We start from the raw sequence: 22,374 nt of genomic DNA on the forward strand, positions 1-22,374 counted from the left end.
GTCAAACGCGGAGCAACCTCGAGCCCTCCAACCTCGCCGGGATGACCGCTCAGGTAGCGCGTTCCGCCGACTCCCAGTGCCCCGAGTCATCGGGGTCCAACCGACACTCGACTGCGAATCTCGCGGGGCGCGCAGTGGCTATGGGCGGTCGCTGTTCGAATTCCTCGGCGCCCATAGCAGCGTGGCCGACGTACCCGGTATCACACCGTCCGCCTGTCGTCCGCTGAAAGCGTGTGCCGGGACGTGGGGATCAGCTGGACCGCAACGGGATACCGGTGCTGGGCGGACTCGTCCTCGTGCTGCGTCTCCCGTTCGCAGGCGTCGGCGCCGTCGAGGACCCGGGTGGCATCCGCGACAGCTTCCTCCGTCGTTCGGCGCAGGGCCCACACCGCCAGTCGCTCGACGAGGATGGCGGGCTCCCCGGGCCGTACAGCGAGTCGGTCGGCGCGGCCGGGGTCGGCTGCCGCGGTCAGCACATCGACGATCCGTCGAACCTCGTCAGGGACGTGTCCGCCGGCCATGCGTCGGGCGAGTCGGCCCAGCAGCGCGAAGTGCGGGGTGTCGAGGGTGCCCGGGGGGCGAGCCATCGTGAACTCCTCTACCTCCATGGAGTAAGAATGACCTTTGACGTCCCGCACGACGAGTGGCAGCATCGACAATATGCGCAAGTATCCTGCCACCCTCGAGGCCGGATCCCTCGACCCTGACCTCGTCGAGGCTGCCGACCGTCCGGTCGTTGGCGAGCCGAGCGTCGCGGTCCTGTTCGTCGACCACATGAACCCGTTCGAGTTTTCCATCGCGTGCGAGATCTTCGGGATCCGCAGGGGCGAGGTCCTGGCGACGATGGCGGAGCCCCGCTGGTACGAGCTGCGCGTGTGCGCGGCGTGGCCGGGAGCCACGGTGCCGACGCGCTTCGGCTTCTCCCTGACGATCGATCGAGGACTTGAGGACCTCGTGACCGCGGACACCGTCATCGTCCCGATGGCCGTTAGGGCCTCTGATGCGGAACAGATGGTGTGCGGGTGGCGGATGCCCGCGCTGCCCGGCGACGACGTCCTCGCTGCTCTCCGCCAAGCAGCGGCCAACGGGGCGCGGATGGTGTCGTTCTGCTCGGGGGCGTTCGTGCTCGCCGAGGCCGGGTTGCTCGACGGTCGGCGCGCCACCACGCACTGGATGTACACCGAGGCCTTCCGTGCCCGCTACCCGAAGGTCGAGGTCGTACCCGACGTGCTCTACGTCGACGAAGGTGACGTGCTCACCTCCGCGGGGTCCGCATCGGGTCTCGACCTGTCTCTGCACATCGTCCGGACCGACTACGGGGCCGATGCTGCGGACCTCGTGGCACGTCGCACCGTCGTCCCGCCTCATCGCGACGGAGGGCAGGCGCAGTACACGACCGTGCCGGAGGTACCGACCGGCGGAACGCCCTTCGGGGAACTGTTGCACTGGATCGTCGAAAACCTCCACGAACCGCTCGAGGTCGCGGACATGGCAGAGCGCTCGGCGATGAGCGAACGGACCTTCGCACGACGCTTCTCCGACGCCACAGGAACAACACCCCACCAATGGCTCACGACCCAGCGGGTCGCCAGAGCCCGTCAGCTGCTCGAAACCACCGAGCTCACCATCGACGCCATCGCCACACGCAGCGGGCTCGGTACCGCCGCGAACCTTCGGACCCGTCTTCGCGAAGCCGTCGGCGTCAGCCCGACCGGCTATCGCCGCCGCTTCCGCCGCTCCGCCTGACACGCCGGATACCGCCCCAGAGCGGTAACGCAGACAGCGGCGTGCAAGCGATCCTGGAACCCACCGATTGGGCAGACGCGGACGGTTGGTGTTCGCTGACCGCCCAGCGGCCGTGGCCAGCGAATGAGTTGTCTGACGCCACCGCGTCTAAACCTGGCCTAGGCGGAGGCCTAGGCGAGGCCTAGGCCAGGTACTGGAGTACGCTTGGCGCCTTCGCCACCGCCTCGCGCGGCCGGTACACCCGGTTCTTGCGGTCGAACGCGCTTCCGACTCAACATGGGTTTCCGTCTGCGAGGCGTCCGGAGTACTGCTGGCGTGGGCGCCCGACTTCCGGGGCGCGGTTCCGACGCGGTGGGCTACCGAGGCGACAAGAGGGCCCATCTCGCCCGTGGCTGCGGGCGGTTCAGGGTTGGGCCCGGAGGCGCGCACAACCGGCGTACCGAACTCATCGGATCGTGCGGTCAGTCGTCGGCGCCGAAGTCGGGGATGGTGATGGCACCGTCGTGGCCCAAGGGGAACCCTGGGTTGTGCACGATCTCCCACACGTGTCCGTCGGGATCGGTGAAACATCCCGCGTACCCGCCGTAGAAGGTCTCGCCAGGGGGGCGTGTGACTGTAGCTCCCGCGTTGGCGGCGGCGGTGACGATGGCATCGACCTGGGCCGGCGAGCGAACGTTGTGGGCGAGCGCGATACCTCCGAACCCGTCGGTATCGGTGTCGTCGACGCCGGAGTCTTGGGCGAGCTTGTCGCGTCCCCAGAGGACGACCCCGATAGTGCCCGCTTGGAAGAACACCGTCTCCTGAATCTCCTGTCCGCGCCACCCGAGTCGCTCGTAGAACTCGCGTGCGCGGCTGATGTCAGCGACGCCCAAGGTGACCAGGCTCAGCCGTTGTTCCATGGGTCCTCCTGAGGACAGCGGATCAAACGTAGATCATCGGTGCGACAACGCTTCCCTCCCCTGCGTGTCGCCCATCGCCGTGGTTCTACGCGGGTCTCCTCGGATGTTCTGTGCTTAGTAGGCGGCCCGCCGCGCGACCGCCGGGGACTGGCGGCGTGTCGTGGATGAGTGAGATCCGGAACTCGCCGCCCCCGCGGGCCTCGAAGCGGTGGACCTTCACTCGCCATCCCGTCGGGAACCGTCCAGCCGGACCGACTCGGCGTCCAGGAGTGCGGTACACGCTCGACCTAGTGCGTCGATCGTCCGCTCGATCCTGGTGGTGGTGCTTCTGTTCGCCTCTCCTCGCGGACAGCTCCGCGCCCGAGCTCATCGCGCAAGCCGGGGTCTCGGGGTCGCTTCACCGGTTGACCGAGTCCCGGACGACGTCGCCGTCCTGCTCCAGCGTGGCAGCGGCGTACGCGGGTTGGCCGCTGCGCCGGTAGACGTGCACGGCGACACCGGTCGATGTGACCTCGCTGTCGACCATCGTGAAGGCGACCGGGACGGCCTCGTCCCCGAACAGGCGCCGGCCCTGGCCCAGCACGACCGGGAAGACGAGCAGCCGATACTCGTCGACGAGGTCGTGGGCCATCAGCGTGCGGGCCAGGCGGCCGCTGCCGTGCACCTGCAGTTCGCCGCCCTGCTGACGCTTCAACTCGGTGACCGTGTCGGCCACGTCGTCGATGACGGTGGTTCCCGCCCATGACGGTTCCCTCAGCGTGGTCGACGCCACGTACTTCGGTAACGCGTTGAGCTGGGTGGCGACGACATCGTCGGGGTCGGTCACGCGGGGCCAGTGACTCGCGAAGATCTCGTACGTCTTCCGGCCCAGGAGGAAGGCGCCCGCCTGCCTGAACCAGTCCGAGATCCGCCGGGCGAGGGCCTCGTCGAACAGCGGGATCACCCATCCGCCCTTGTCGAAGTCACCGCTCGTGTCCTCATCGGGGCCGCCAGGGCCCTGCATGACCCCGTCGATCGTGAGGAAGGTGGTGACGATCAGACGCATCGTTCTTCTCCTTGTTCTGCAGCTTGGGACGCGCTCAGTTCTGCAGCTTGGGACGCGCTCAGTTCTGCAGCTTGGGACGCGCTCAGTTCTGCAGCTTGGGACGCGCTCACCCCTGTTGACTGCCGGCGTACGGGGAACTCATCGGTCGCATGCGGCCGGCGCTGGGGGAGCAACTGCGCGACACCAGGCCGTGCGCCACCACTGCGGCCCTGGGCGCCTGGAGCCGATGGGAGGGACCCGCCGCTTCGATCACGCCGACGTCGCCGTGACCGATTCGCGATACCGATCGCCTAACGGAAGCCGTGGCGACGTGCGGCCCCGTCCGCCCCGGCGGGCGCCCGTAGCCGCAGTCGGCGTATCGTACGTACGGTGCCGGGCTGCTCTTTCGGCCAGCGCTCGGTCGCGGGTCACGGGTCGGGTCTTGGCACCTGCTCTCTAGCGCGTTGCACGCCTGACGACATCGACTCGACGTCCCAGTCCTCGGCGAGAACCAGGAGTTCGGGTCCAGCTCAGCGGATGGGGCCACCGAACGTGAGCACGCCGAGCACACCGATCATCAACGCGACGACGACGACGGCGAGCCGCCGGGGGACGGCTCCGTCGCGGGCTGCGGCGACCAGCGCGAGGCCGGCACCGGCGGCCAGTGCCAGCATCGAGAGCATCGTGATGACCATCCCGGCCGTGTGGGAGAGCCCCTCGAGAGCGGTGCCCGTGGGCTCGTCGACCCTGGCGCCCGCTATCTCCAGGAACTGACCCGTCACCACGCCTCCGAGGCCGGCGACGACCGCACGACGGGCGACCCACCCCGGTCGGGTGGCACGCGCGGGTGGCCACCAATGCAGTGCCGCGATGAGGAGCAGTGCGAGCGGGAGTCCAACCGACAGATGGCTCATGGCATGCCCGACCGCCTCCGGAAGACGGTCGGCGCCCGCCACGCCCCCGATGCTCATCAACAGGGCGATCGTCCCGATGGCCGCCAGCACGCTCAGCGCGGGACGGCGACGGATGCTCCCCAGACGTCCGGATGCGGTGGTCGCTACGGTTGGGCCCCCGTCGAGTAGACGGGAACTGTACGCCACCCGGATGTGTCCGGTAGCGCGGACGCCACGGACGGGCTGAGTAGATGGCGAACTTTTCTTCCCGGGGCGTGTCGATTCGGCCTTGCTCGTTCGATGTATAGGTGGAAGCACGCACCCGATGGGAGCGACCACGATGCGAGTGATGGTGCTGATCAAGGCTACGGAGCGGAGTGAGGCCGGCGAGATGCCCAGTCAGGAGCTGCTCGAGCAGATGACGGCTTACAACGAGGAGCTGGCGAGGGCGGGGGTGATGCTTGCCGGTGAGGGCCTTCACCCGAGCTCGAGGGGCGTGCGTGTCGCTTTCTCCGGGAGCGAGCGCAAGGTGATCGAGGGCCCGTTCGCGGAGACCAAGGCACTCGTCGGGGGCTACTGGCTGTGGCAGGTGAAGTCGATGGACGAGGCGATCGAGTGGGTGAGGCGGATCCCGAACCCCGAGGGCGAGCACTCCGAGGTGGAGATCCGTCCGGTGTTCGAGCCCGACGACTTCGGCGACGAGTTCACCCCGGAGCTGCGTGAGAGGGAGCGGCAGCTGGAGCAGCAGCTGCGCGCGCAGGACGACGCCGGCCCGTAGGCGTGACCGTGGCGAGCGCTGACGTCAAGCGCACCGTCGAGGCCGTCTGGCGGATCGAGTCCGCGTGGATGATCGCGGGCGTCGCCCGCCTGGGGCACGACGTCGGCCCGGCAACCCTCGAGGAGTTGAGGGAAGCTGAAACCTCGGCGCTGCGCATCCAGCTGTCCCTGGATTCCGATGGCGAGATCGCCGAGCTGCGGCTGGGTGATCGTCTCCCACAGGACGTGGCCGACGATCTGCGGTTCGATCCGTGGCACACCGGCCAGGCGCTGCGGCCGGTGGGCGTGCTCAACCGTCTGCGCCGGCCCGCTTACCGGGCGAGCCAGTCGGGCCGTGACGCTCCCAGTGCCGGCGCCCGCGATCGGCTCGGCGTCGTCACCGGCTCGGATGCTTCGCCTGCCGCGAACGCAAGCAACTGATCACGGGCCGGGTGAGCCAGGCCGCGCCATCTGCAGTAGCACGGACAGTGCCAGCAGCGGCAGCTGTCGGAGCCGCGTCGAGTGACAGTGCCACGGCGACCAGACAGACTGCTCGCCCAACCCCGCTCCCGCCACGCGGCGATCTCCACCCCGATGGCCGCGAGTCGGCGGTCAGCGCGGCGTCGATGTCGCCGGCCTCGTCCGCGCCTCCAGCCGGCAGGAGGTGGACGAGGACGTCGTCAGCACCACGATGGTGTGGGAGTTGAGGCGGCGGATCTCGGCGGCGACCTCGTCCACCAGCGCCGACTGGGCGGTGAGTAGGACGGACGCGCCCAGCGACGCGGCCAGCGGCGCGTCCGACAGCGCGTCGGGGAAGTCCCCCGCCGTGGCCAACACCACCGTGTCGGCGGTTGGGAACCCGTCCTTGGACACCTCGATTGCGGTGGCGATCCGTTTGGCTCCGGCGTGACGGGCGACCTCGTCGTGCCCGGCGCGACCGCTGGCTTCGTCCAGACGGAACCGCAGATGGTGGGGGCGCCTGGACGTTGAGATCGCCACCAGATCGCCCTGGACGGTGACGGTTCACGTCACCGTCCACGACGGCGCCGTTGGACGACTGGGTCTGGAACAGGGCGGTGCCGGCCAGGTTGGGCCGGCTGATCGCCTCGCCGGTGGGATGCCCGTGACTGTTGGCGCCTACCGAGATGATGGCGGCCTGGGCCGAGGGTGTGGAGGTGTAGGTGGTGTTGGACGAGAAGCGTGACGCGTGGTGAAGAGCGAACAAACTATGACGTCTCACCCTTCCGTGCTCACCCTGCGAAGGGGTCCTGCTCGCTGAGCCGCAGCAGCTCCGTGAGAGCGGATGGCAGGGCGGGCTGGGTGTCGTCGTCGGCGAGCCGGTAGAAGTTCAAGCGGCCTCTCGGCGTCGTTGCACGAGTCCCGCGGTGCGCAGCAGGCGCAACGCGTAGGAGGCGGCGTTATCGTTTACGCCCGCGGCGAGTGCTGCGTCGTCGACGAACGTCTCCGCCGTCAGGAGTCCGATGCTGCCGGGCTTCGCCTGCAACCGCCGGCGCCGACCACGACGTCGGCCCACCGGACTGCGATCCTCACAAGATGGCCACCACTAGCAGCGTTCCCAGCACGCCCACGATGACGCCGGTCCAGAAGGGAACCCCGAGGATGAAACCCAGCACACTCCAACCTTTCGCGGGTGTCCTCGATTGTACACCGGCCGCCCACCCCGTCAGACAACCCGGGACATGCGCGATCCTGGAAGACGGCGAGTGCCTCGGTCGCCGGGCACGGACTACGAGGCGTCGCCGGATGTCCCTACGCGGAGACGGATGCCTGTACGGACGTCCGTGCGGAGCCTCGTGCTCGGGACCCAGCATGGCGGCCGTCGCGACCGGAGGATGATCGTGGGGGATGCAGGGCACGGTCATCCCTTCGATCCGGAGAGCGTAGAGCGGGCACGTTCGGCGCGACTTTCGTCCGCGGAGGTCGACCGCCTGGCTGAGGTGCTGTCGATCGTGGGCGAGCCCGTGCGTGCTCGGATCATCACCGCACTGCTCGCCGTGGAGGAGTTGTGCGTCGGGGACGTCGCACTAGCGGCAGATGTATCGGAGGATGCGGCGTCGTACGCGCTGAGGGTGCTGCGCACGGCCGGGCTCGTCCAGCGCCGCCGGCAAGGCAGACTGAACTTCTACCGTTTGGCGGACGACGACACCCAGCCCGCTCTGCGATCAGCTCTGGCTGAGTTGCGACGGCTGGCTGCGGCGACGCCACCCCCTGCCGGGTGACTCGGCATCTGGTCTTCGTCGACCTCAGGACGCAGACGGCCAGTTCTCGTGGGAATTTTTGGACGCGTGTCTTCGCCGGCGTGCGCTCGGTGCCCGGGGACTCAGTCCGTGCGCGCCTCAACGGCTTGCGACCATGGCCAGGTCGAGCCGGTCGCGAACGCCAGCAGACGCGCGCGGTGCCCGGCGAGCTCGTCGAGGCGTGCAGCGAAGCGATCGTCGTCCATTACCGGGAGCCCGATCTGCCGCAGAGGGGTCAGGTCGGGCGGTGGCGGTGTCTGCGAGGCAGGCTCGTGGAAGGTTGATCCGACCACCGCCAGCAGGTCTCTCACGGCGGTACGGGCAGCGCCGAGCGCTGCGGGATGTGGCCGGATCGTGACGTCGACGGCTTCGGTGATGATGGTGAGCGCCTCGTCCAGTGCGGCGATGCTGACGGCGAACTCCTGAGCCCGCGACCGGCTGTGGTAGAAGTGCAGGATCGGGTAGCTGAGGTGGCGTTGCGTCGTGAGCGCGATCTGCTGCGAGAGCGTGAACAGCGGCTGATCCAGGAACCGCAGGCTGGCTCCGTCCCAAGCGCTGGCGACGATGGCCTGGGCGTCGGTCCCTAGTGCCGAGATGGTGCTGGCCTGCTGCCGGCGTTCGGTCACGGCGGTGACGACCGGGACCAGGTAGGTGATCGCCAGCGTCGTCAGACCAAGCCCGTTCACCAACGCCAGCGATGTGGCGAGCTGCCACGGCGCGCCGTGCGGCACGTAGTCGCCCAACCCCAGAGTGAACAGCGAATACGCCGCGAAGTAGGTGCGTGCCCACCAGTCGGCCGGCTGGCCCGTCGCCGTGGACACGACCGCGCTGACGTCCGAGGAGAAGACCAGCGTCCAGCCCATCCACAGCAGGAACAGCCAGGTGGCCACGGTGGATACGACGATGACCGGGCCCATGAGCACCAGGAGCGGCGAACGAGGTCCCGACGCGATCCGCCGACCCACCCGCCAGATGCCGCCACCAATCTTCGAGGTGATCGGTCCGGCTGCGGTCGACGCCGCCAGGGTCGTCGACAGGGCGTCCAAGACCGCTAGGGCGACGATCAGTGTTCCGACGGACAGCATCCATATCTGCATCACCCGTGCCGTGTGTCGTCGGCGACCTCACCGCCTGCGGCGGAGAGTGGCGCTGGTCGCCGATGCTCCTCGGGTATGACGACGTTCAGCGCCAGCCCTCGGTGACCGAATCCGGCGAGACGGCGTCCACGCTGGTGGTTTCCATCTCCTGACCGTCGCGGCGGCGGACGACACGCAGCCTGAGGCCTTTCTCCAGGTCGGTCTCGAGAAGGTGACGCACGATGAGGGTGGTCGCGTGGGGCTCAAGCAGACGAACGCCACCGCGACCGTCGACCAGTCCGTAACCGCTCTGGATGCAGTGGCCCATCAGACCACAGCTCGTGGGGTGGTTCGCGGCTCGGCCGGCGAGCTCCTCCGCGGGGGCCTTGCGGATGCAGGCGATGTCCATCACGTAGCCCTCGATGGTCTCCTCCTCGACGGGCCGCCCGGTACTGGACACCGCCGCCTCGTCCGAGGTCGACCGTGCGTGCTTGCGGTCGCCAGACTCGGCCCCCGACTCTGCAGATGCCGGTTGGCCGGTAGCCGGCGCAAGACCTGGTTGGGGATCGTCCGGTGATGGTCCGCCGTGCCCTGATTGCATTGGCCGCCTCAGACGCGTTGCCTCCACGATGCTGTCTGCATGCATGATGCTGTCTGCATGCTCGGCACGCGGCCATCGAATACGGACATCCGTACGTACCTACGGATATTCCTCAGCGGCCATAGTAGAAGCTCCGTCGGCCACCGAAGAGAGGATCCCGTGTGAGTCACCACGTTGATGAGATGCTCGGCACCCACCCCAGTTCGGCCACGATCGACCGCGACGTGCTGGTCGAAGCGATCGATTCGCTCACATCCTGCGCCGACACCTGCACTGCCTGCGCGGACGCCTGCCTCGCCGAAGATCAGGTCAGCGCGCTGCGGCGCTGTATCCGCCTCAACCTGGACTGCGCTGACGCGTGCCGGACGACAGCAACAATGCTGCTACGTCAAACCGATCCGGACCGCGACGTCGTTCGGGCCGCGGTCGAGGCGTGCGCGCAGGCCTGCCGCTCGTGCGGTGGGGAGTGCGAGCGGCACGCGGAGAAGCATGAGCACTGCCGCGTGTGCGCGGACGCCTGCCGCCGGTGCGCGGACGCCTGCGAACGAGTCCTGCAGGCGCTCGCCGCCTGACAGGCAGGATGCGCGCGTCACGCGTTGACGTGACCCGCGGCGCGAGGAAGACAGCTGCGTGCTCACCGCATTCGTAGGCGCCGTCACGGTGGCGGCGTCCGCCGTGGTGGTGCTGTCTGCGGCCAGCACCGTGCGGACAACGCTGGACCCGACGCTGGCCCACTGGTCGTCGACGTTGCCGGTGCTCGGGGGGCCTCATCCGCCCACACACGCCTGGAACCGGTTCCACGCCCGTTACTACCCGATGACGCTGGTCCTGATCGCCTTCGAGATGGAGATGATGTTCATGTACCCGTGGGCGGTCGTCTTCGTCGAGGAGGGCGCCAAGGCACTGGTCGAGATGGGCGTGTTCCTCGCGGTGCTGTCGCTGGGGGTGCTCTACGCCTGGCGGGAAGGCGCGTTCCGGTGGCAGTGAGCGTCGGGCCGCGCCTGGGGGCGCGGGCGCCGGTCCCGGTGCTGGTGACCGCCGGGGCCAGGGCGAGGGACGCCTTGCTCGGGCTTCGCGCTGCCGATGGCGTCGACCCGGTCCACTCGCCGCGGCACGCGACGGTGCTGCTGGTCGGTGGTGCGATCCCCGGCGAGCTGTTCGAGGCGGTCGCGCACGTCCACGATCAGCTGCCCGAGCCGCGATCGGTGGTGTGGTGGGGCGGAGACGACTCCGGCGCGCTCGGGATCGACGGGGCGGTCATCGTGGCACCCGACGGCGACGTCGTGGGGACGATCCGACGGGTTCACGCTGAGCTCGTGATCGGCGAGCGGCCGTCCACCGCGCCCGTGGGCCCCGCCGTCAATCCCGTCGAGTGGCGCGGGGTGGGACCCCACGGGCACGGCGGTGAGGGGATGATGGGCGGCCAGCCCTACGGACGGGGGATGGCGATGACCGGCCCCGATCTGCGCGACGGTCTGCAACTCGACCGTGTCTCGCTGCAGGTCGGCCCGGCGCTGCCGGGGTTCCCGCCCGGTCTGGCTCTGCATGTCGAGCTCCAGGGTGACGTGATCCAGCAGGCCCGACTCGCCGCGAATCCCTTCGAGTCTGGGGAACGGGTCGGCTCGCCCCTCCGGTCGGTCGGTGACGTGTTCGACGCCGCGCGCCGACGCCCGATCCGCGTCGCCGAGGTCGAGCTGGCCCGTGCGCGGTACCACCTGCTGCGGTTGGCCGAGGCGCTGCATCTGCACGGGCTGGCCTCGGGCGGCCGTCGGGTGGCGCGCTTGGCGGTGCAGCTGCAGCCCTCTGACCTGCGGCGGATCGCACGGCTGCGACGCTGGTTGGAGCGGGGCGTTGCCTTGTGGGGGGCCACCGCCGGGGTCGGGGTGCTGGAGGCTGGCACCGTGGAGGATCTCGGGGTCGGAGGCGTCGTGGCGCGCGCCGCCGGGGTCCCGGTCGACGCCCGCGCCGGGGATCGCACGTACCGGGCGCTCGGCTTCCAGATGATCACCCGCCAGCGCGGTGATGCCCGGGCGCGGTGGCTGCAGCGCATCGATGAGGCGGTCCAGGCGGTGCAGCTCGTTACCGCCGCTGGCGACGCGATGGTCGGCCCCGACCACGGCGTGGAGGATCCTCGCGCCGGCACCGGTGTCCTGCTGCGACAGCTGCCGCAGTGGCTGTCGGGGCTCGAATGGGGAGATGCGGTCACCACGATCGCCAGCCTCGACCTCGACCTGGAAGCGGCCGCCGGCCTCCCACCGACCTCGTCACCGGCGCAGGGCTGATGGAGGACGTCACGGCCGCGGGCCCGCTGCTGTCCGTGCTTCTCGTCGGCGGGGTGCTGGCCGCTGGGGTGCTCACGCTCACGCTCCTGGACGCCGCGCTGAGCGCCGCGATCGCCGGTGGCGGGTGGTGGCGTTCCGTGGCCGGCGAGACGTTCGGACGGGCCGCGCTCGTGTGGCAGCAGCGCGGCACCATCACGGAACGTCCGGACGTGACCCTGTGGCTGCTGGCGCCCGGGTTCTACGGTGCGTGCGCCGCGGCCGCGGTCGCGGTCGTGCCCGTCGCCGAGGGGATCGCCGCGGCCGACGTGCGCACCGGCATCGTCGTGTTCGGAGCGGTGGAGGTCCTCACGATGGTCGCGGTGTACGTGCACGGGTGGTCGGCCAACTCCTACCTGTCGCTGATCGGCGGCTACCGCTTCCTCGCGGTGGTGTTCAGCACCCTGCTGATCAGCATGTTCGTCCTGATCGGGGCGGCCCTGCCGGCGGAGTCGCTGTCGTTCGGGGCGATCGTCGACTCGCAGGCAACGTTGTGGAACGTGGTCCGCCAGCCGCTGGGGTTGCCGTTGTGGCTCGCGGTCGGCCTGGCTACGGCCTTCTGGGGGCCTTTCCAGCTCGCGGACGCCGCCGACCTCGCCGGTGGCACCTCCGCGGAGACCTCCGGTCCCCACCGCCTCGCCTGGGCGGCGGCTCGCCGCGCCATGCTGGTCGCCTACGCCGTGGCGGGCGCCGCTGTGTTCCTCGGTGGCCACCACGGTCCTTGGCTGCCGGGCTGGCTGTGGATGGCCCTCAAGAGCATCGCCGTGCTGACACTGCTGCTGGCGTCGGGCCACCTCGCGGGGCGGTGGCGCGCCGAGCGGGTTGTGACCGTCGCGTGGACCGTGCTGCTTCCCGCGTCGTTCGTGCACCTGGTCGAGGCCGGCTCGGTCGCGCTGCTGGCCAGCGGCGGCTGATGGGTGCCGACATCGCCTTCTGGGTGTTCGCCGCTGCCGCCGTGTGGTTCGGCTGGCGGGTGTTCCGGACCGACTCGATGGTCCGGGCGTCGTTCGCGCTGCTGGCCTCCCTGCTGAACGCCGGGGCGATCATGGTGCTGCTCGCCGGCGAGTACCTGGGCATGGCGGTGTGGTTCATGATGACGGTCGAGATGACCGTCATGGCGATCTTCATGGTCGCGTTCATGATGAACCCGGCCGGCCTCAACCCGATGCAGATGGTCCACCAGCACCGCACCGCGATCGCCGCCGGCGCCAGCGTCTTCGCGGTCCTGACCGTGGCGATGGTGACCGCCGACCTGCCCGACCGGCCGGTGAGGGATGCGGCCGGGGCGATCCGCGCGCTGGGTCACGAGGTGATGGGCTCCTCGATGCTGGTGATGCAGACCGTCGGGGTGACGCTGCTGGCGACCATGATCGGCGCCACCGTCCTCACGTCCGCCCGGGGCCGCTACGGCCCCTCCGACGAGGGTTCCCTGCCGCCGTCGTTGGACCCCGACGCCCCGCCGGACGCTCCGGTGCTGCCGACCGGGCACGCGCCAGGATCCGTCGCCGGCGGTGGGCATGGCGGCCACGGAGGCGACGGAGGCGACGGCGGTCACGGCGGTCACGGTGGTCACGGCGGTCACGGCGGGCACGGCGGGCACGACGGTCACGACGGTCACGACGGTCACGGGGGTCACGGATGACGTTGACCACCGTGCTGATCGTCGCTGCGGCGCTGGTCGGGATCGGTCTCTACGGGGCCTTGTCGCAGCAGTCGTTCGTGATGATCATGATGGGCTACGAGTTGATCATCAACGGGGTGATGCTGGCTGGTGTGGGCGGGTGGGCGCTCGCCGCCGGTGGTGAACCCAAAGGGCAGGTGCTGGTCATCGTCGCCATGCTGGTCATGGCGATCGAGGCGGCGATCGGGTTCGCCGTGGTCGTGAACGTCTACCGGGCACGGCAGGCCGACACCACCGAGGCCGTCCAGACGATGCAACGATGACGCTGGCATGGCTGGTCGTGCTCCCGCTGGTCGCCGGCGCGGCGATCTGGGGGTTGGGCCCCCGCGAGGGCCGCCGGGCCAGGATCGTGTTGGCCGTCGCGTCCGCCGCTGCCCTGATCGCCACGTGCGCGTTGGCGGTCGTCGCGGGCGCCACGGCTGCCTCGACCAGCTGGGCGTGGGGTGCCGGGCTGCGGCTCGGGCTCGAGGTCCCGCCGCTGGCTGCTGCCGTCGCGATCACCGTCCCTGGCGTGGCGCTGGCCACGGTCGTCTACGCGGCCGCGCACGAGGCTGCCTGCGGGCTCGCCCGCCAGCTCGGGCTGCTCGTGGTGTTCACCGGGGCCATGGAGCTGGTGGTGGTCGCTGCCGACCTGCTGACGGTTCTGATCGGATGGGAGCTGGTCGCGGCGGTCTCGTGGGCGCTGATCGGACACCAGTGGCGGGACCCGACCCGTCCGGCACGGGCCGCGCACGCGTTCAACGTCACCCGCGCCGGAGCGCTGGGGTTGTTCGTCGCCGCGGGCGCCGCCTTCGCGGCGACCGGAGGACTGACCTACACCGACCTCGCCGCCGTCGACGGCCCGGCGTTGCATCTGGTCGCCGCAGGGGTGGTCGTGGCTGCGGTGACCAAGTCGGCGCAGCTGCCGTTCTCCCCGTGGCTGTTCTCCGCCATGGCCGGTCCCACCCCGGTGTCGGCGCTGCTGCACTCGGCCACCATGGTCGCCGCCGGCGCGTACCTGCTCGTGCGCCTGCAGCCGGTGCTGGGACCGGTCGGCTGGTTCGGGCCGGTCACGCTCACGATCGGGCTGCTCACCGCCCTGGCCGGCGGCGTCGTCGCGGTCGTGCAACACCGCGCCAAGCATCTGCTCGCCGCCTCGACGTCGGCCCAGTACGGGCTGATGCTGGTCGCCGTCGGCGCCGGCTACCCCGTCGTCGCCACCGCACACCTGGTGGCGCACGCCGCCTTCAAGGCGCTGCTGTTCCTGGCCGCCGGGGTGGCGATCTCGGCCGTCGGCAGCGAGGTCCTGGGTCGAATGCGGCTGGGGTCACACCGGCCGGCCACCGCGGTGCTCGCCGCGGCCGGCAGCCTGGCGTTGGCCGCCGTCCCCCCGCTCGGAGCCGCCTGGAGCAAGGAGCAGATCGTGGCCGCCGCGACGGCTGCGCACCTGCTGGCGGGGATCGTGGCGATCGTCGCCGGCGGCCTGTCTGCGCTGTACATCACCCGCTTCCAGCTGCTGGCGTTCGGTCCGAGGCGCCACGACGACACCTCGCCACGCGACCGGAGAACTCGGCCCGGTCGGGTGGAGCTGGGCGCGATGGCCGGCCTGGCGCTGGCCACGATCGGGTTGAGCGCGCTGTGGCTGCCGCCGGTCGAGCACATGCTGCGCCGGATCGGGCAGCTGCCGTCGAGCGAGCCGTGGGAGCTCGTCGCGTCGCTGAGCGTCGTGGCGGCGGCCGCGTACGCGGCGGTGCTGGGTGACCGCGCCGGCTGGTTGGCGTCGCTGGGCACGACCGGGGCATCCCGCCGAGTGGGCCAGTGGCTCGGGTTGTCCGAGCTGTCGCGCCGGGCGATCGCCGACCCCGTCCTGCAGTTGGCGGCGGGAACGAGGCGGTTCGACGACCGCGTGGTCGACGCCGGCGTGCGCGGGGTCGCACGGCTGGCTTCGGCCACCGCGACGCGCGCCGGCGACGCGGACGTCCGGGTCGTGGATGCCGGCGTGCGCGGCGTCGCCGCGCTGACGCGGGTTGTGGCCGAACGGTGGACCCGGCTGACAGAGCTCGGTGTCGACGGTGCCGTGCGCGGCGTCGCCGGCGGGTTCTCGTGGAGCGCCCGGGATCTGCGCCGCCTTCAGACAGGCGCGGCCCACCACTACCTCACGATCGTCACCGTGGGCGCGGCCCTGGCCGTGGCCGTCGCCGCCCTCTGGAGGTAGCCGTGCTGACTGCCGCCATCCTCGTCCCGCTCGCCGGCGCCGTCGCGCTGCTGGTGCCGCGCTGGTCCCAACGCTCGGCGCGGCTCTTCGCGGTCGCGGTCGCAGCCGTCCCGCTGTTGCTGCTGGTGGCGGCGTGGTTGCGGTTCGACATCGGCAGCGACGCGCTGTTCCAGCTCGTCGAGGAGGTCGAGTGGATCCCCACGCTGGGGGTCGCCTACCGCGTCGGGGTGGACGGCATCGCGCTCGCCGTCGCGGCAACCTCGGCGCTGCTGTTCACCGCAGCTGTGGCCTACCCGGTCGATACCCAAGGTCGTCCGCGCGGCTACTACGCGTGGCTGCTGTTCCTCGAGGCGGTCTCCCTCGGGCTGTTCCTGTCCCTCGACCTGCTGGTCTTCTACGTCTTCTTCGACCTGTCGCTGGTCGGGATGTACTTCCTGATCGCCCGCTGGGGCCATGAAGGCGCACGGGCTGCGGCGCTGAAGTTCTTCCTCTACACCCTGGCCGGATCGCTGGTCATGCTGCTCGCGATCCTGGGATTGGTGCTCGCCACCGACCCGATCACCTTCTCGATGCCGGAGCTGATCGCTCGCCAGCCACTTGCCGGCCAGGGGACCCGCGCCGGGATGGTCCTCCTCGGGCTGTTGTTCGGATTGGGGGTCAAGACCCCGGTTGTGCCGCTGCACACCTGGCTGCCCCCCGCCCACGTCGACGCCCCGGCGCCCGCATCGGCCATCCTGGCAGGAGTGCTGCTGAAGATGGGCACGTTCGGGATGATCCGCATCCCGTTCTCCATGATGCGCGACACGTTCAGCCGGTACGCGTTGGCGCTGGCGATCGTCGCGGTGGTCAGCATCGTCTACGGCGCGCTCGTCGCGCTCGGCCAGGAGCACCTCAAGCGGCGCATCGCATACACGTCGGTCAACCACATGGGCTACACGGTGCTCGGCATCGCCGCCGCCGGGGGGCTGCTGTCGGGCAGCGAGCAGGCCCGCCAGCTTGCGCTCACCGGCGCGACCGTCGAGATGGTCGCCCACGGGCTGATCACCGGCGCGCTGTTCCTGATCACCGGGTCGTTCTGGCAGCGCGGCGGCACGTTCGACCTCGACGCCTATGGTGGTCTGGCCGGCCGCACCCGTGGGCTGACCGGCGCCACGGTGCTGGCCGCGTTCGCCAGCCTCGGCCTGCCCGGGCTGGCCGGTTTCGTCGCCGAGTTCCAGATCTTCGTCGGGACCTTCGCCGTATACCCCGTCCTGGCCGGCATCGGGCTGCTCGGCGTGCTGATCACCGCTGCGCTGTTCCTGCAGATGCTCCAGCGGCTGTTCTTCGGCGACCTCCCCGAACGCTGGTCGGCGTTCCCTGACCTGCGGCCGTCCGAGGCCGCGACCCTCGGCGTGATGCTGGCCTTCGTGGTCGCGATCGGCGTCTACCCCCGCTGGCTGCTCGACGTCGTCCACGCCGCCAGCGGCGTGCTGATCGGCAGCTGACCGTGCCGATCGGTGACCTGGCCCCCCAGATCACCCTGCTCGTCGGCGCAGCAGCGGCTGTCATCGTCTCTCTGTTCACCGGCCATCACCGCCAGTGGCTGGCAGCGCCGCTGGCGCTGGCCGCCCTCACCGTCGCCGCGGCGGCGCAGCTGGCGGTGCGGCGCGACTCGGACGTCCTGACATTCGACGGGCAGTGGGCCCTCGACGGCCTCACCACCTGGGGTGCCGTCATCATCGTCGTGACCACGGCCCTCACCGTGGGTCTGTCACCACGCTGGATGCGCACCGACCGCCGCCACGGCGAGTACTACGCCATGCTGCTGCTCGCAGCGCTCGGCGCGCAGGTCATGGCGGGGGCCGCCGACGTGATGGAGCTCGTCGTCGGGATCCTGCTGTCGTCGGTCACCGGGTACGTGCTGGCCTCCTACCACCGGCGTTCTCCGCTGTCGGCCGAAGCGGGCGTCAAGTTCTTCTTGATCGGCGGGCTGACCAACTCGCTCCTGCTGGTCGGGGCCGTGCTGCTGTTCACGCTCAGCGGCACCACCCTCTACCGCGACATCGCCGCCCCGGTCGCGACCCCCGACGCGAGCCTGCTGGTCATCGCCGTCGCCCTGATCGTGATCGGGATCGCGTTCGAGCTCGGCGCCGTCCCCGCCCACGCCTGGGTCCCAGACGTCTCCCAGGGCGCCCCCGCCCCCGCCGCCGCGTTCCTCACCGTCGCGCCGAAGATCGGTGCGCTGATCGCGCTCGCCCGGCTCGTGCAGGTCCTGCCCTCAGACGGTGTCGGCTGGCGCCCGCTGGTGGCCGTCGTCGCCGCCGCGACGATGACGCTCGGCAACCTCGCCGCGTTCTGGCAGGACGACGTCCGCCGGCTCCTCGGCTGGTCGAGCGTGTCCCAGTCCGGCTACGGGATCATGGCAGCCGTCGCCGTCGGCGCCTCCCCACATGCGACGCCGGCGCTGCTGACCTTCGCCCTCGCCTACGCGCTGGCGAACCTCGCCGCCTTCGGGGTGGTCGTCGCCCTCCGCGGGCGCACCGACATCAGCGACTACACCGGCCTGGCGCGTTCGTGCCCGTGGCTGACCGCTGCGCTCACCCTGGCCATGCTGTCGCTCGTCGGCATCCCGCCCCTGATCGGCTTCACCGCCAAGCTGCAGCTGTTCACCGCCACGATCGACGCCGGCTACGGCTGGCTCGCCGTTCTCGCCGTCGTCAACACCGTCGCATCCCTCTTCTACTACCTGCGGGTCATCGGCCCCGCCTACCTCGGGGAGCGCGGCGAACGCCCGGTCACGCTGGGGCCGTGGTCGGCTGCCACCGTGGCCGCTGCCACGATCGGCCTCGTGGCGACCGGCGTGCTCGCCGGCCCGACCGTCGGCGCCTTCACCGGCGGTTGACGCGCCGCACGAACGGCGTCGATGGTCGTCCGCGCTCCACCACGTCTGTCGCGGTCGCGGCATCACCGCCCAGTGCGCCGACCACGTAGGGTGGGTCCCCCGGGTTCCGGAGGGCCGTCGTTGCGCCGCTCACTTGTCGCCATCCTCGCCGTGCTGGCCGCTGCGCTCGTCGCCGGCTGCCGCCCCGCCCCGCCCGAGGATCCCTTCGGGGCGCAGGGGCCCGAGGGCATCGAACCGACCGCTGGCGACCCGGCGCAGACCCCGGACGTGGACGTCACGGTGCGCGTCATCGAGCCCGCCCGGTTCGAACCCCGGGAGACCACCGCCGGGGCGGGCCAGGTGACGATCCGACTGGAGAACAACACCGGCGACGAGCACACCTTCACGATCGAGGGGTTCGAGGAGCAGTTGGACCTGCGCGCTGCGCCCGGTGAGGCGGCGCAGGGCACCGTCGCACTGACGCCCGGCGAGTACACCTACTACTGCCATCTGTCCGGCCACCGTCAGGCGGGCGAGGACGGGGTCCTGGTGGTCGAGGAATAGGTCAGCGGAAGGCTTCCAACGGCGCGAGCGAGCGCCGCTCGTGCAGGCGCTGCACCGCCTCGGCCAGGCGCCCCGCGACGCCGACGACCTCCGCGGACGCCAGCCGACCCGGCGGGACGGTGTCGGTGACGATCAGGCGGTCCACCTGTAGCTCGCCGAACCTCTGCGGAGCGTCGCCAACGAACAGACCGTGGGTGGCGGCGACCGTGAGGGGCCGCTGTGCGCCCGCGTCGATCAGTGCGCGCGCCGCCGCCTCGATCGTGCCTCCCGTGCTGATCATGTCGTCGACGATCACGGGCGCCTGACCACGGACGTCGCCGACCACTTGATCGGCCCGGACGGTGTCGCCGGACACCCGGGTCTTGCGCACCACCGCGACGGGGCGGTCCAGGTGGCCGGCGTACTCCTCGGCGAGCTCCACCGCGCCGAGGTCGGGCGCCACGACCACCGCGTTGTCGGGGAGGTCGCGGGCCACGGCGTCGGCCAGCACGGGCACCGCGGTCACGGGCTCGGTCGGCAACCCGACGATCGCCTCCAGGTCGGGGCTGTGGGGATCGACCACCACGACGCGTTCGAGGTCGACCGACGCCAGGAGGTGGCCGATCACCCGGACGCTGACCGGCTGTCCTGCTTCGCCTCTACGGTCCTGACGGGCGTAGCCGAAGTAGGGGATCACGGCGCTGATCCGATCGGCTCCGGCGCGGCGGCAGGCATCGACCAGGAGGAACAGCTCGAGTAGGTGCCGGTCCACCGGAGGACTCGTGGGCTGCACGATGTAGCAGTCGCCCCCGGCCACGTCGGGGTCCACCGCGACGTCCAACTCGCCGTCGGGGAACCGGTCCACCCGGCAACCGGTGGGTTCCAGCCCGAGCGTGGCCGCGATGTCGTGGGCCAGCGGGGCATTGGCGTTGCCGGCCAAGATCCTCAGCATCCTCGCACTCCGTCACGTCGCGGAGTTGCGAGCATGCCTCGTCACCCGCCAGGCCTGCACCACCAGGAGCGGGATCGGTGCGAGGAGCGCCGCAACCAACCACGCGGCGGGCGGGAGCACGGTCAGCCCGAGCAGGTTGCGCAACGTCGGCACGCCGAGCGCCGCGGCCTCCAACGCGATGGTCGCCGCCAGCGCCGCCCACAGCCACACGTTCCGCCCCGCACCCGCGAAGCCCAGACCGTGCTCGCTGCGTGCGTTGAACACCGCCAGCACCTGAGCGGCGGTCAACGTCACGAACGTCAGTGTCTGTGCGCCGGCCACGTCCAGCCGCAGACCCCGCAGTCCCACGGCGTACCCGGCCAGACCGACCGCAGCGACCAGCAGCCCGTGGGCCACGAGCCTGCGGACGACGTCACGCGTCATCACCGGCTCGCCAGGCGGCCGCGGCGGCTGCTGCATCACCTCCGCACCGCGCGGCTCGAGGGCCAGCGCGAACGACGGGAAAACGTCGATGATGAGGTTGTTCCACAGGATCATCAGGCCCACGAGCGGCGGATCGAGGCCGGCCAGCAGGGCGGCGGACACGACGGTGACCTCGGCCACGTGCCACGAGAACAGGAACTGGCCGAAGCGTCGGATGTTGCTGAAGATCCTCCGCCCCTCCTCCACGGCCGACTCGATCGTGTTGAAGTCGTCGTCGGTCAACACCATGTCGGACGCCTCGTGAGCGACGTCGGTCCCCGACCCCATCGACACCCCGACGTCGGCCTGACTCAGCGCCGGAGCGTCGTTGACGCCGTCCCCGGTGACCGCCACGACCTCGCCCCGCTCCTGCAGCGCCCGGATGATGCGCAGCTTGTGTTCGGCGTCGACCCGGGCGAAGACATCCACCTCGCCGACGAGCGCGACCAGGCTGTGGTCGTCGGTGTCGTCGAGGTCCGGCCCGGTGATCACCTCGTGGTCGGCCAGGTGCAGCTGGTCGGCGAGCGCGCGCGCCATCGCAGGCTGGTCGCCGGTGATCATCACGACGCGGATGCCGGCACGGTGGAAGACCTTCACCGTCTCGACCGCAGCGTCGCGGGGCGGGTCGCGCAGACCGACCACACCGAGCACGTCGAGGCCTTCGAACAGCGCGTTGTCGGGAGCGTCCCCGTCGGGAGCACCGCGGCGGGCGAACGCCAGCGTCCGCATCGCGTCCTCCGCCATGCGCTGGGCGGCGTCGGCGAGCTGGCGGTGCTGAGCAGGATCGAGGATGGCCTCCGGGGCGCCCTTGACGTGCACCGTCCCGTCGTTGACGGTCGCCATCCGCATCGTCTCGGAGTCGAACGGGACCTCGCGCTGGCGCGGCCGGTCGTCGCGCAGACGGCGCCAGTCGAGGTCCGCCGAGGTCGCGCCGGCCAGCAGCGCCACTTCGGTGGGGTCACCAACCGGATCCCCGTCGGGATCGATGTCGGCGTCGTTGCAGAGCACCGCCGTCTCCCACAGCCGCCGTGCCTCGGCGTCGTCGGCCGTGATGACCTCCGCGACGTCCATCCGGTTGACCGTCAACGTCCCGGTCTTGTCGGAGCACACCACGGTGGTGGACCCCAGCGTCTCGACTGCCGGCAGGTTGCGGACCAGCGCGTGCCGGCGCGCCATCCGTCGCATCCCCACGGCAAGGGTGAGGGTCGCGACCGCTGGCAGGCCCTCGGGGACCACCGCGATGGCGAGTGCGATGGCGACCTCGGCGACCTCCGTGGGGGGACGCCCCCGCGCTATTCCGATCCCGGCCAGCGCGCCGGCCGCGATCACCACGATCAGCGCCAGGCGACGACTGAGCCGTGCCAGGCCCGCCTGCAGGGGAACGCGTGGCTGATCGGCGGCCTCGGCGAGCTCCGCGACCCGCCCCATGTGCGTCGCTCGGCCGGTCGCGACCACGACACCGCGCCCGCGCCCGGCCCGCGCGGTCGTGGCCATGAACAGCATGCAGGTGCGCTCAGCCAGCGGCGCGTCCGCGGCCACGGCGGCCACCCCCTTGGTGACCGGTTGCGACTCACCGGTGATCGCCGACTCGTCGACGGTGAGGTCCTCGGTTTCCAGGAGGCGGACGTCGGCCGGAACCCGCTCACCGGCCTCCACCGCGACGATGTCGCCAGGGACGAGCCCGCGCGCGTCGATCTCGTCGCGGCGGTCGTCGCGTTCCACCTCGGCGATCGTGCGCATCATCTTGCGCAACGACGCGATCGACCGCGCCGCCTGGTACTCGGTCAGGAACCCCACGACGGTGTTGGCCACCAGCACGACCCCGATCGCGGCGGCCTCCTCGACCTGGCCGACTGCCAGGCCGACGAGTCCCGCGGCGGCCAGCAGGACGACCACAGCGCTCTTGAGTTGGGCCCACAGGATCCGCCACCACTGCCGGGTCCGCCGGGGAGCGACGGTGTTGGGGCCTACCGCGGCGCGGCGGCGCTCGACCTCCTCAGAGTTCAGACCGCGTTCGGGATCGACGCTGAGCTCACCGGCGATCTCCTCGCCGTCCCGCGCGTGCGGTTCCGTCACGGACGGAACGGATCCCCCGGCGTCGGACATGGGCC

At 70.8% G+C, this 22,374-nt stretch carries 23 protein-coding genes; 14 read left to right on the top strand and 9 right to left on the bottom strand.

Annotated elements, in window-relative coordinates; all coding sequences use genetic code 11:
- Positions 1-200 precede the first annotated feature (200 nt).
- Positions 201-587, bottom strand: a complete 387-nt coding sequence (locus KY462_07750; protein MBW3577614.1) for a hypothetical protein — start codon at positions 585-587, stop codon at positions 201-203.
- A gap of 73 nt (positions 588-660) precedes the next feature.
- On the opposite strand from KY462_07750, the gene KY462_07755 reads away from it, so the two are divergent.
- Entirely contained in the window at positions 661-1,746 is a 1,086-nt protein-coding gene (locus tag KY462_07755; protein ID MBW3577615.1) for a helix-turn-helix domain-containing protein, read from the top strand.
- 461 nt (positions 1,747-2,207) lie between these two features.
- Here the strand turns inward: KY462_07755 and KY462_07760 are convergent, their stop codons facing one another.
- The 3 genes from KY462_07760 to KY462_07770 all read right to left on the bottom strand — a co-directional run bounded on the left by KY462_07760 (position 2,208) and on the right by KY462_07770 (position 4,769).
- The gene (locus tag KY462_07760; protein MBW3577616.1) at positions 2,208-2,645 is read right to left on the bottom strand and encodes a VOC family protein; all 438 of its coding nucleotides are present in this window, start codon (positions 2,643-2,645) and stop codon (positions 2,208-2,210) included.
- Positions 2,646-3,042: 397 nt separating this feature from the next.
- The gene (locus tag KY462_07765; GenBank protein ID MBW3577617.1) at positions 3,043-3,690 is read right to left on the bottom strand and encodes a dihydrofolate reductase family protein; all 648 of its coding nucleotides are present in this window, start codon (positions 3,688-3,690) and stop codon (positions 3,043-3,045) included.
- A gap of 509 nt (positions 3,691-4,199) precedes the next feature.
- Entirely contained in the window at positions 4,200-4,769 is a 570-nt protein-coding gene (locus KY462_07770) for a hypothetical protein (protein ID MBW3577618.1), read from the bottom strand.
- Between the two features lie 133 nt (positions 4,770-4,902).
- Between KY462_07770 and KY462_07775 the strand changes: the two genes are divergently transcribed.
- Together KY462_07775 and KY462_07780 are read left to right on the top strand one after the other, a co-directional pair.
- Positions 4,903-5,340, top strand: coding sequence for a YciI family protein (locus KY462_07775; GenBank protein MBW3577619.1), 438 nt, complete (start codon positions 4,903-4,905; stop codon positions 5,338-5,340).
- Between the two features lie 8 nt (positions 5,341-5,348).
- Positions 5,349-5,759, top strand: a complete 411-nt coding sequence (locus KY462_07780; GenBank protein ID MBW3577620.1) for a hypothetical protein — start codon at positions 5,349-5,351, stop codon at positions 5,757-5,759.
- Between the two features lie 171 nt (positions 5,760-5,930).
- Here the strand turns inward: KY462_07780 and KY462_07785 are convergent, their stop codons facing one another.
- Complete coding sequence (locus KY462_07785; protein MBW3577621.1) at positions 5,931-6,317, bottom strand: cell wall-binding repeat-containing protein; 387 nt, start codon at positions 6,315-6,317, stop codon at positions 5,931-5,933.
- 854 nt (positions 6,318-7,171) lie between these two features.
- On the opposite strand from KY462_07785, the gene KY462_07790 reads away from it, so the two are divergent.
- Positions 7,172-7,558 (top strand): metalloregulator ArsR/SmtB family transcription factor, encoded by a 387-nt coding sequence (locus tag KY462_07790; GenBank protein MBW3577622.1) that lies wholly within the window; start codon positions 7,172-7,174, stop codon positions 7,556-7,558.
- Positions 7,559-7,659: 101 nt separating this feature from the next.
- Here KY462_07790 and KY462_07795 read toward each other — a convergent pair whose 3' ends face one another.
- A complete protein-coding gene (locus KY462_07795; GenBank protein ID MBW3577623.1) occupies positions 7,660-8,661 on the bottom strand; it encodes a potassium channel family protein in 1,002 nt (333 codons plus the stop codon).
- 97 nt (positions 8,662-8,758) lie between these two features.
- Positions 8,759-9,112 carry a hypothetical protein gene (locus tag KY462_07800; protein ID MBW3577624.1) on the bottom strand — a complete coding sequence of 118 codons (354 nt, stop codon included), beginning with the start codon at positions 9,110-9,112 and terminating at the stop codon, positions 8,759-8,761.
- Positions 9,113-9,414: 302 nt separating this feature from the next.
- On the opposite strand from KY462_07800, the gene KY462_07805 reads away from it, so the two are divergent.
- From KY462_07805 to KY462_07850, 10 genes are all read left to right on the top strand, one after another.
- Entirely contained in the window at positions 9,415-9,825 is a 411-nt protein-coding gene (locus KY462_07805; protein MBW3577625.1) for a four-helix bundle copper-binding protein, read from the top strand.
- An 88-nt stretch (positions 9,826-9,913) separates the two neighbouring features.
- Entirely contained in the window at positions 9,914-10,240 is a 327-nt protein-coding gene (locus tag KY462_07810; GenBank protein MBW3577626.1) for an NADH-quinone oxidoreductase subunit A, read from the top strand.
- Positions 10,231-11,535 (top strand): hypothetical protein, encoded by a 1,305-nt coding sequence (locus KY462_07815; GenBank protein ID MBW3577627.1) that lies wholly within the window; start codon positions 10,231-10,233, stop codon positions 11,533-11,535. The genes KY462_07810 and KY462_07815 overlap by 10 nt, the downstream gene beginning before the upstream one ends.
- Positions 11,535-12,485: an NADH-quinone oxidoreductase subunit H gene (locus tag KY462_07820; GenBank protein MBW3577628.1), complete on the top strand. Its 951-nt coding sequence runs from the start codon at positions 11,535-11,537 to the stop codon at positions 12,483-12,485. The genes KY462_07815 and KY462_07820 overlap by 1 nt, the downstream gene beginning before the upstream one ends.
- Positions 12,485-13,213 carry an NADH-quinone oxidoreductase subunit J gene (locus KY462_07825; GenBank protein ID MBW3577629.1) on the top strand — a complete coding sequence of 243 codons (729 nt, stop codon included), beginning with the start codon at positions 12,485-12,487 and terminating at the stop codon, positions 13,211-13,213. Before KY462_07820 ends, KY462_07825 begins: the two co-directional genes overlap by 1 nt.
- Positions 13,210-13,515 carry an NADH-quinone oxidoreductase subunit K gene (locus KY462_07830; GenBank protein ID MBW3577630.1) on the top strand — a complete coding sequence of 102 codons (306 nt, stop codon included), beginning with the start codon at positions 13,210-13,212 and terminating at the stop codon, positions 13,513-13,515. Before KY462_07825 ends, KY462_07830 begins: the two co-directional genes overlap by 4 nt.
- 2 nt (positions 13,516-13,517) lie before the next feature.
- Entirely contained in the window at positions 13,518-15,446 is a 1,929-nt protein-coding gene (locus KY462_07835) for an NADH-quinone oxidoreductase subunit L (GenBank protein MBW3577631.1), read from the top strand.
- Between the two features lie 2 nt (positions 15,447-15,448).
- Positions 15,449-16,930: an NADH-quinone oxidoreductase subunit M gene (locus tag KY462_07840; GenBank protein MBW3577632.1), complete on the top strand. Its 1,482-nt coding sequence runs from the start codon at positions 15,449-15,451 to the stop codon at positions 16,928-16,930.
- 2 nt (positions 16,931-16,932) lie between these two features.
- Positions 16,933-18,327 carry an NADH-quinone oxidoreductase subunit N gene (locus KY462_07845; protein MBW3577633.1) on the top strand — a complete coding sequence of 465 codons (1,395 nt, stop codon included), beginning with the start codon at positions 16,933-16,935 and terminating at the stop codon, positions 18,325-18,327.
- A gap of 120 nt (positions 18,328-18,447) precedes the next feature.
- On the top strand, positions 18,448-18,870 hold the full coding sequence (locus KY462_07850) for a cupredoxin domain-containing protein (protein ID MBW3577634.1): 423 nt from the start codon (positions 18,448-18,450) through the stop codon (positions 18,868-18,870).
- Position 18,871: 1 nt separating this feature from the next.
- Here KY462_07850 and KY462_07855 read toward each other — a convergent pair whose 3' ends face one another.
- Entirely contained in the window at positions 18,872-19,801 is a 930-nt protein-coding gene (locus tag KY462_07855) for a ribose-phosphate pyrophosphokinase (protein MBW3577635.1), read from the bottom strand.
- A 12-nt stretch (positions 19,802-19,813) separates the two neighbouring features.
- On the bottom strand, positions 19,814-22,339 hold the full coding sequence (locus KY462_07860; GenBank protein ID MBW3577636.1) for an HAD-IC family P-type ATPase: 2,526 nt from the start codon (positions 22,337-22,339) through the stop codon (positions 19,814-19,816).
- Positions 22,340-22,374: the final 35 nt, after the last annotated feature.

It is taken from the genome of Actinomycetota bacterium (assembly GCA_019347675.1).
In the GTDB taxonomy this organism is placed as follows: Bacteria; Actinomycetota; Nitriliruptoria; order Nitriliruptorales; family JAHWKO01; genus JAHWKW01.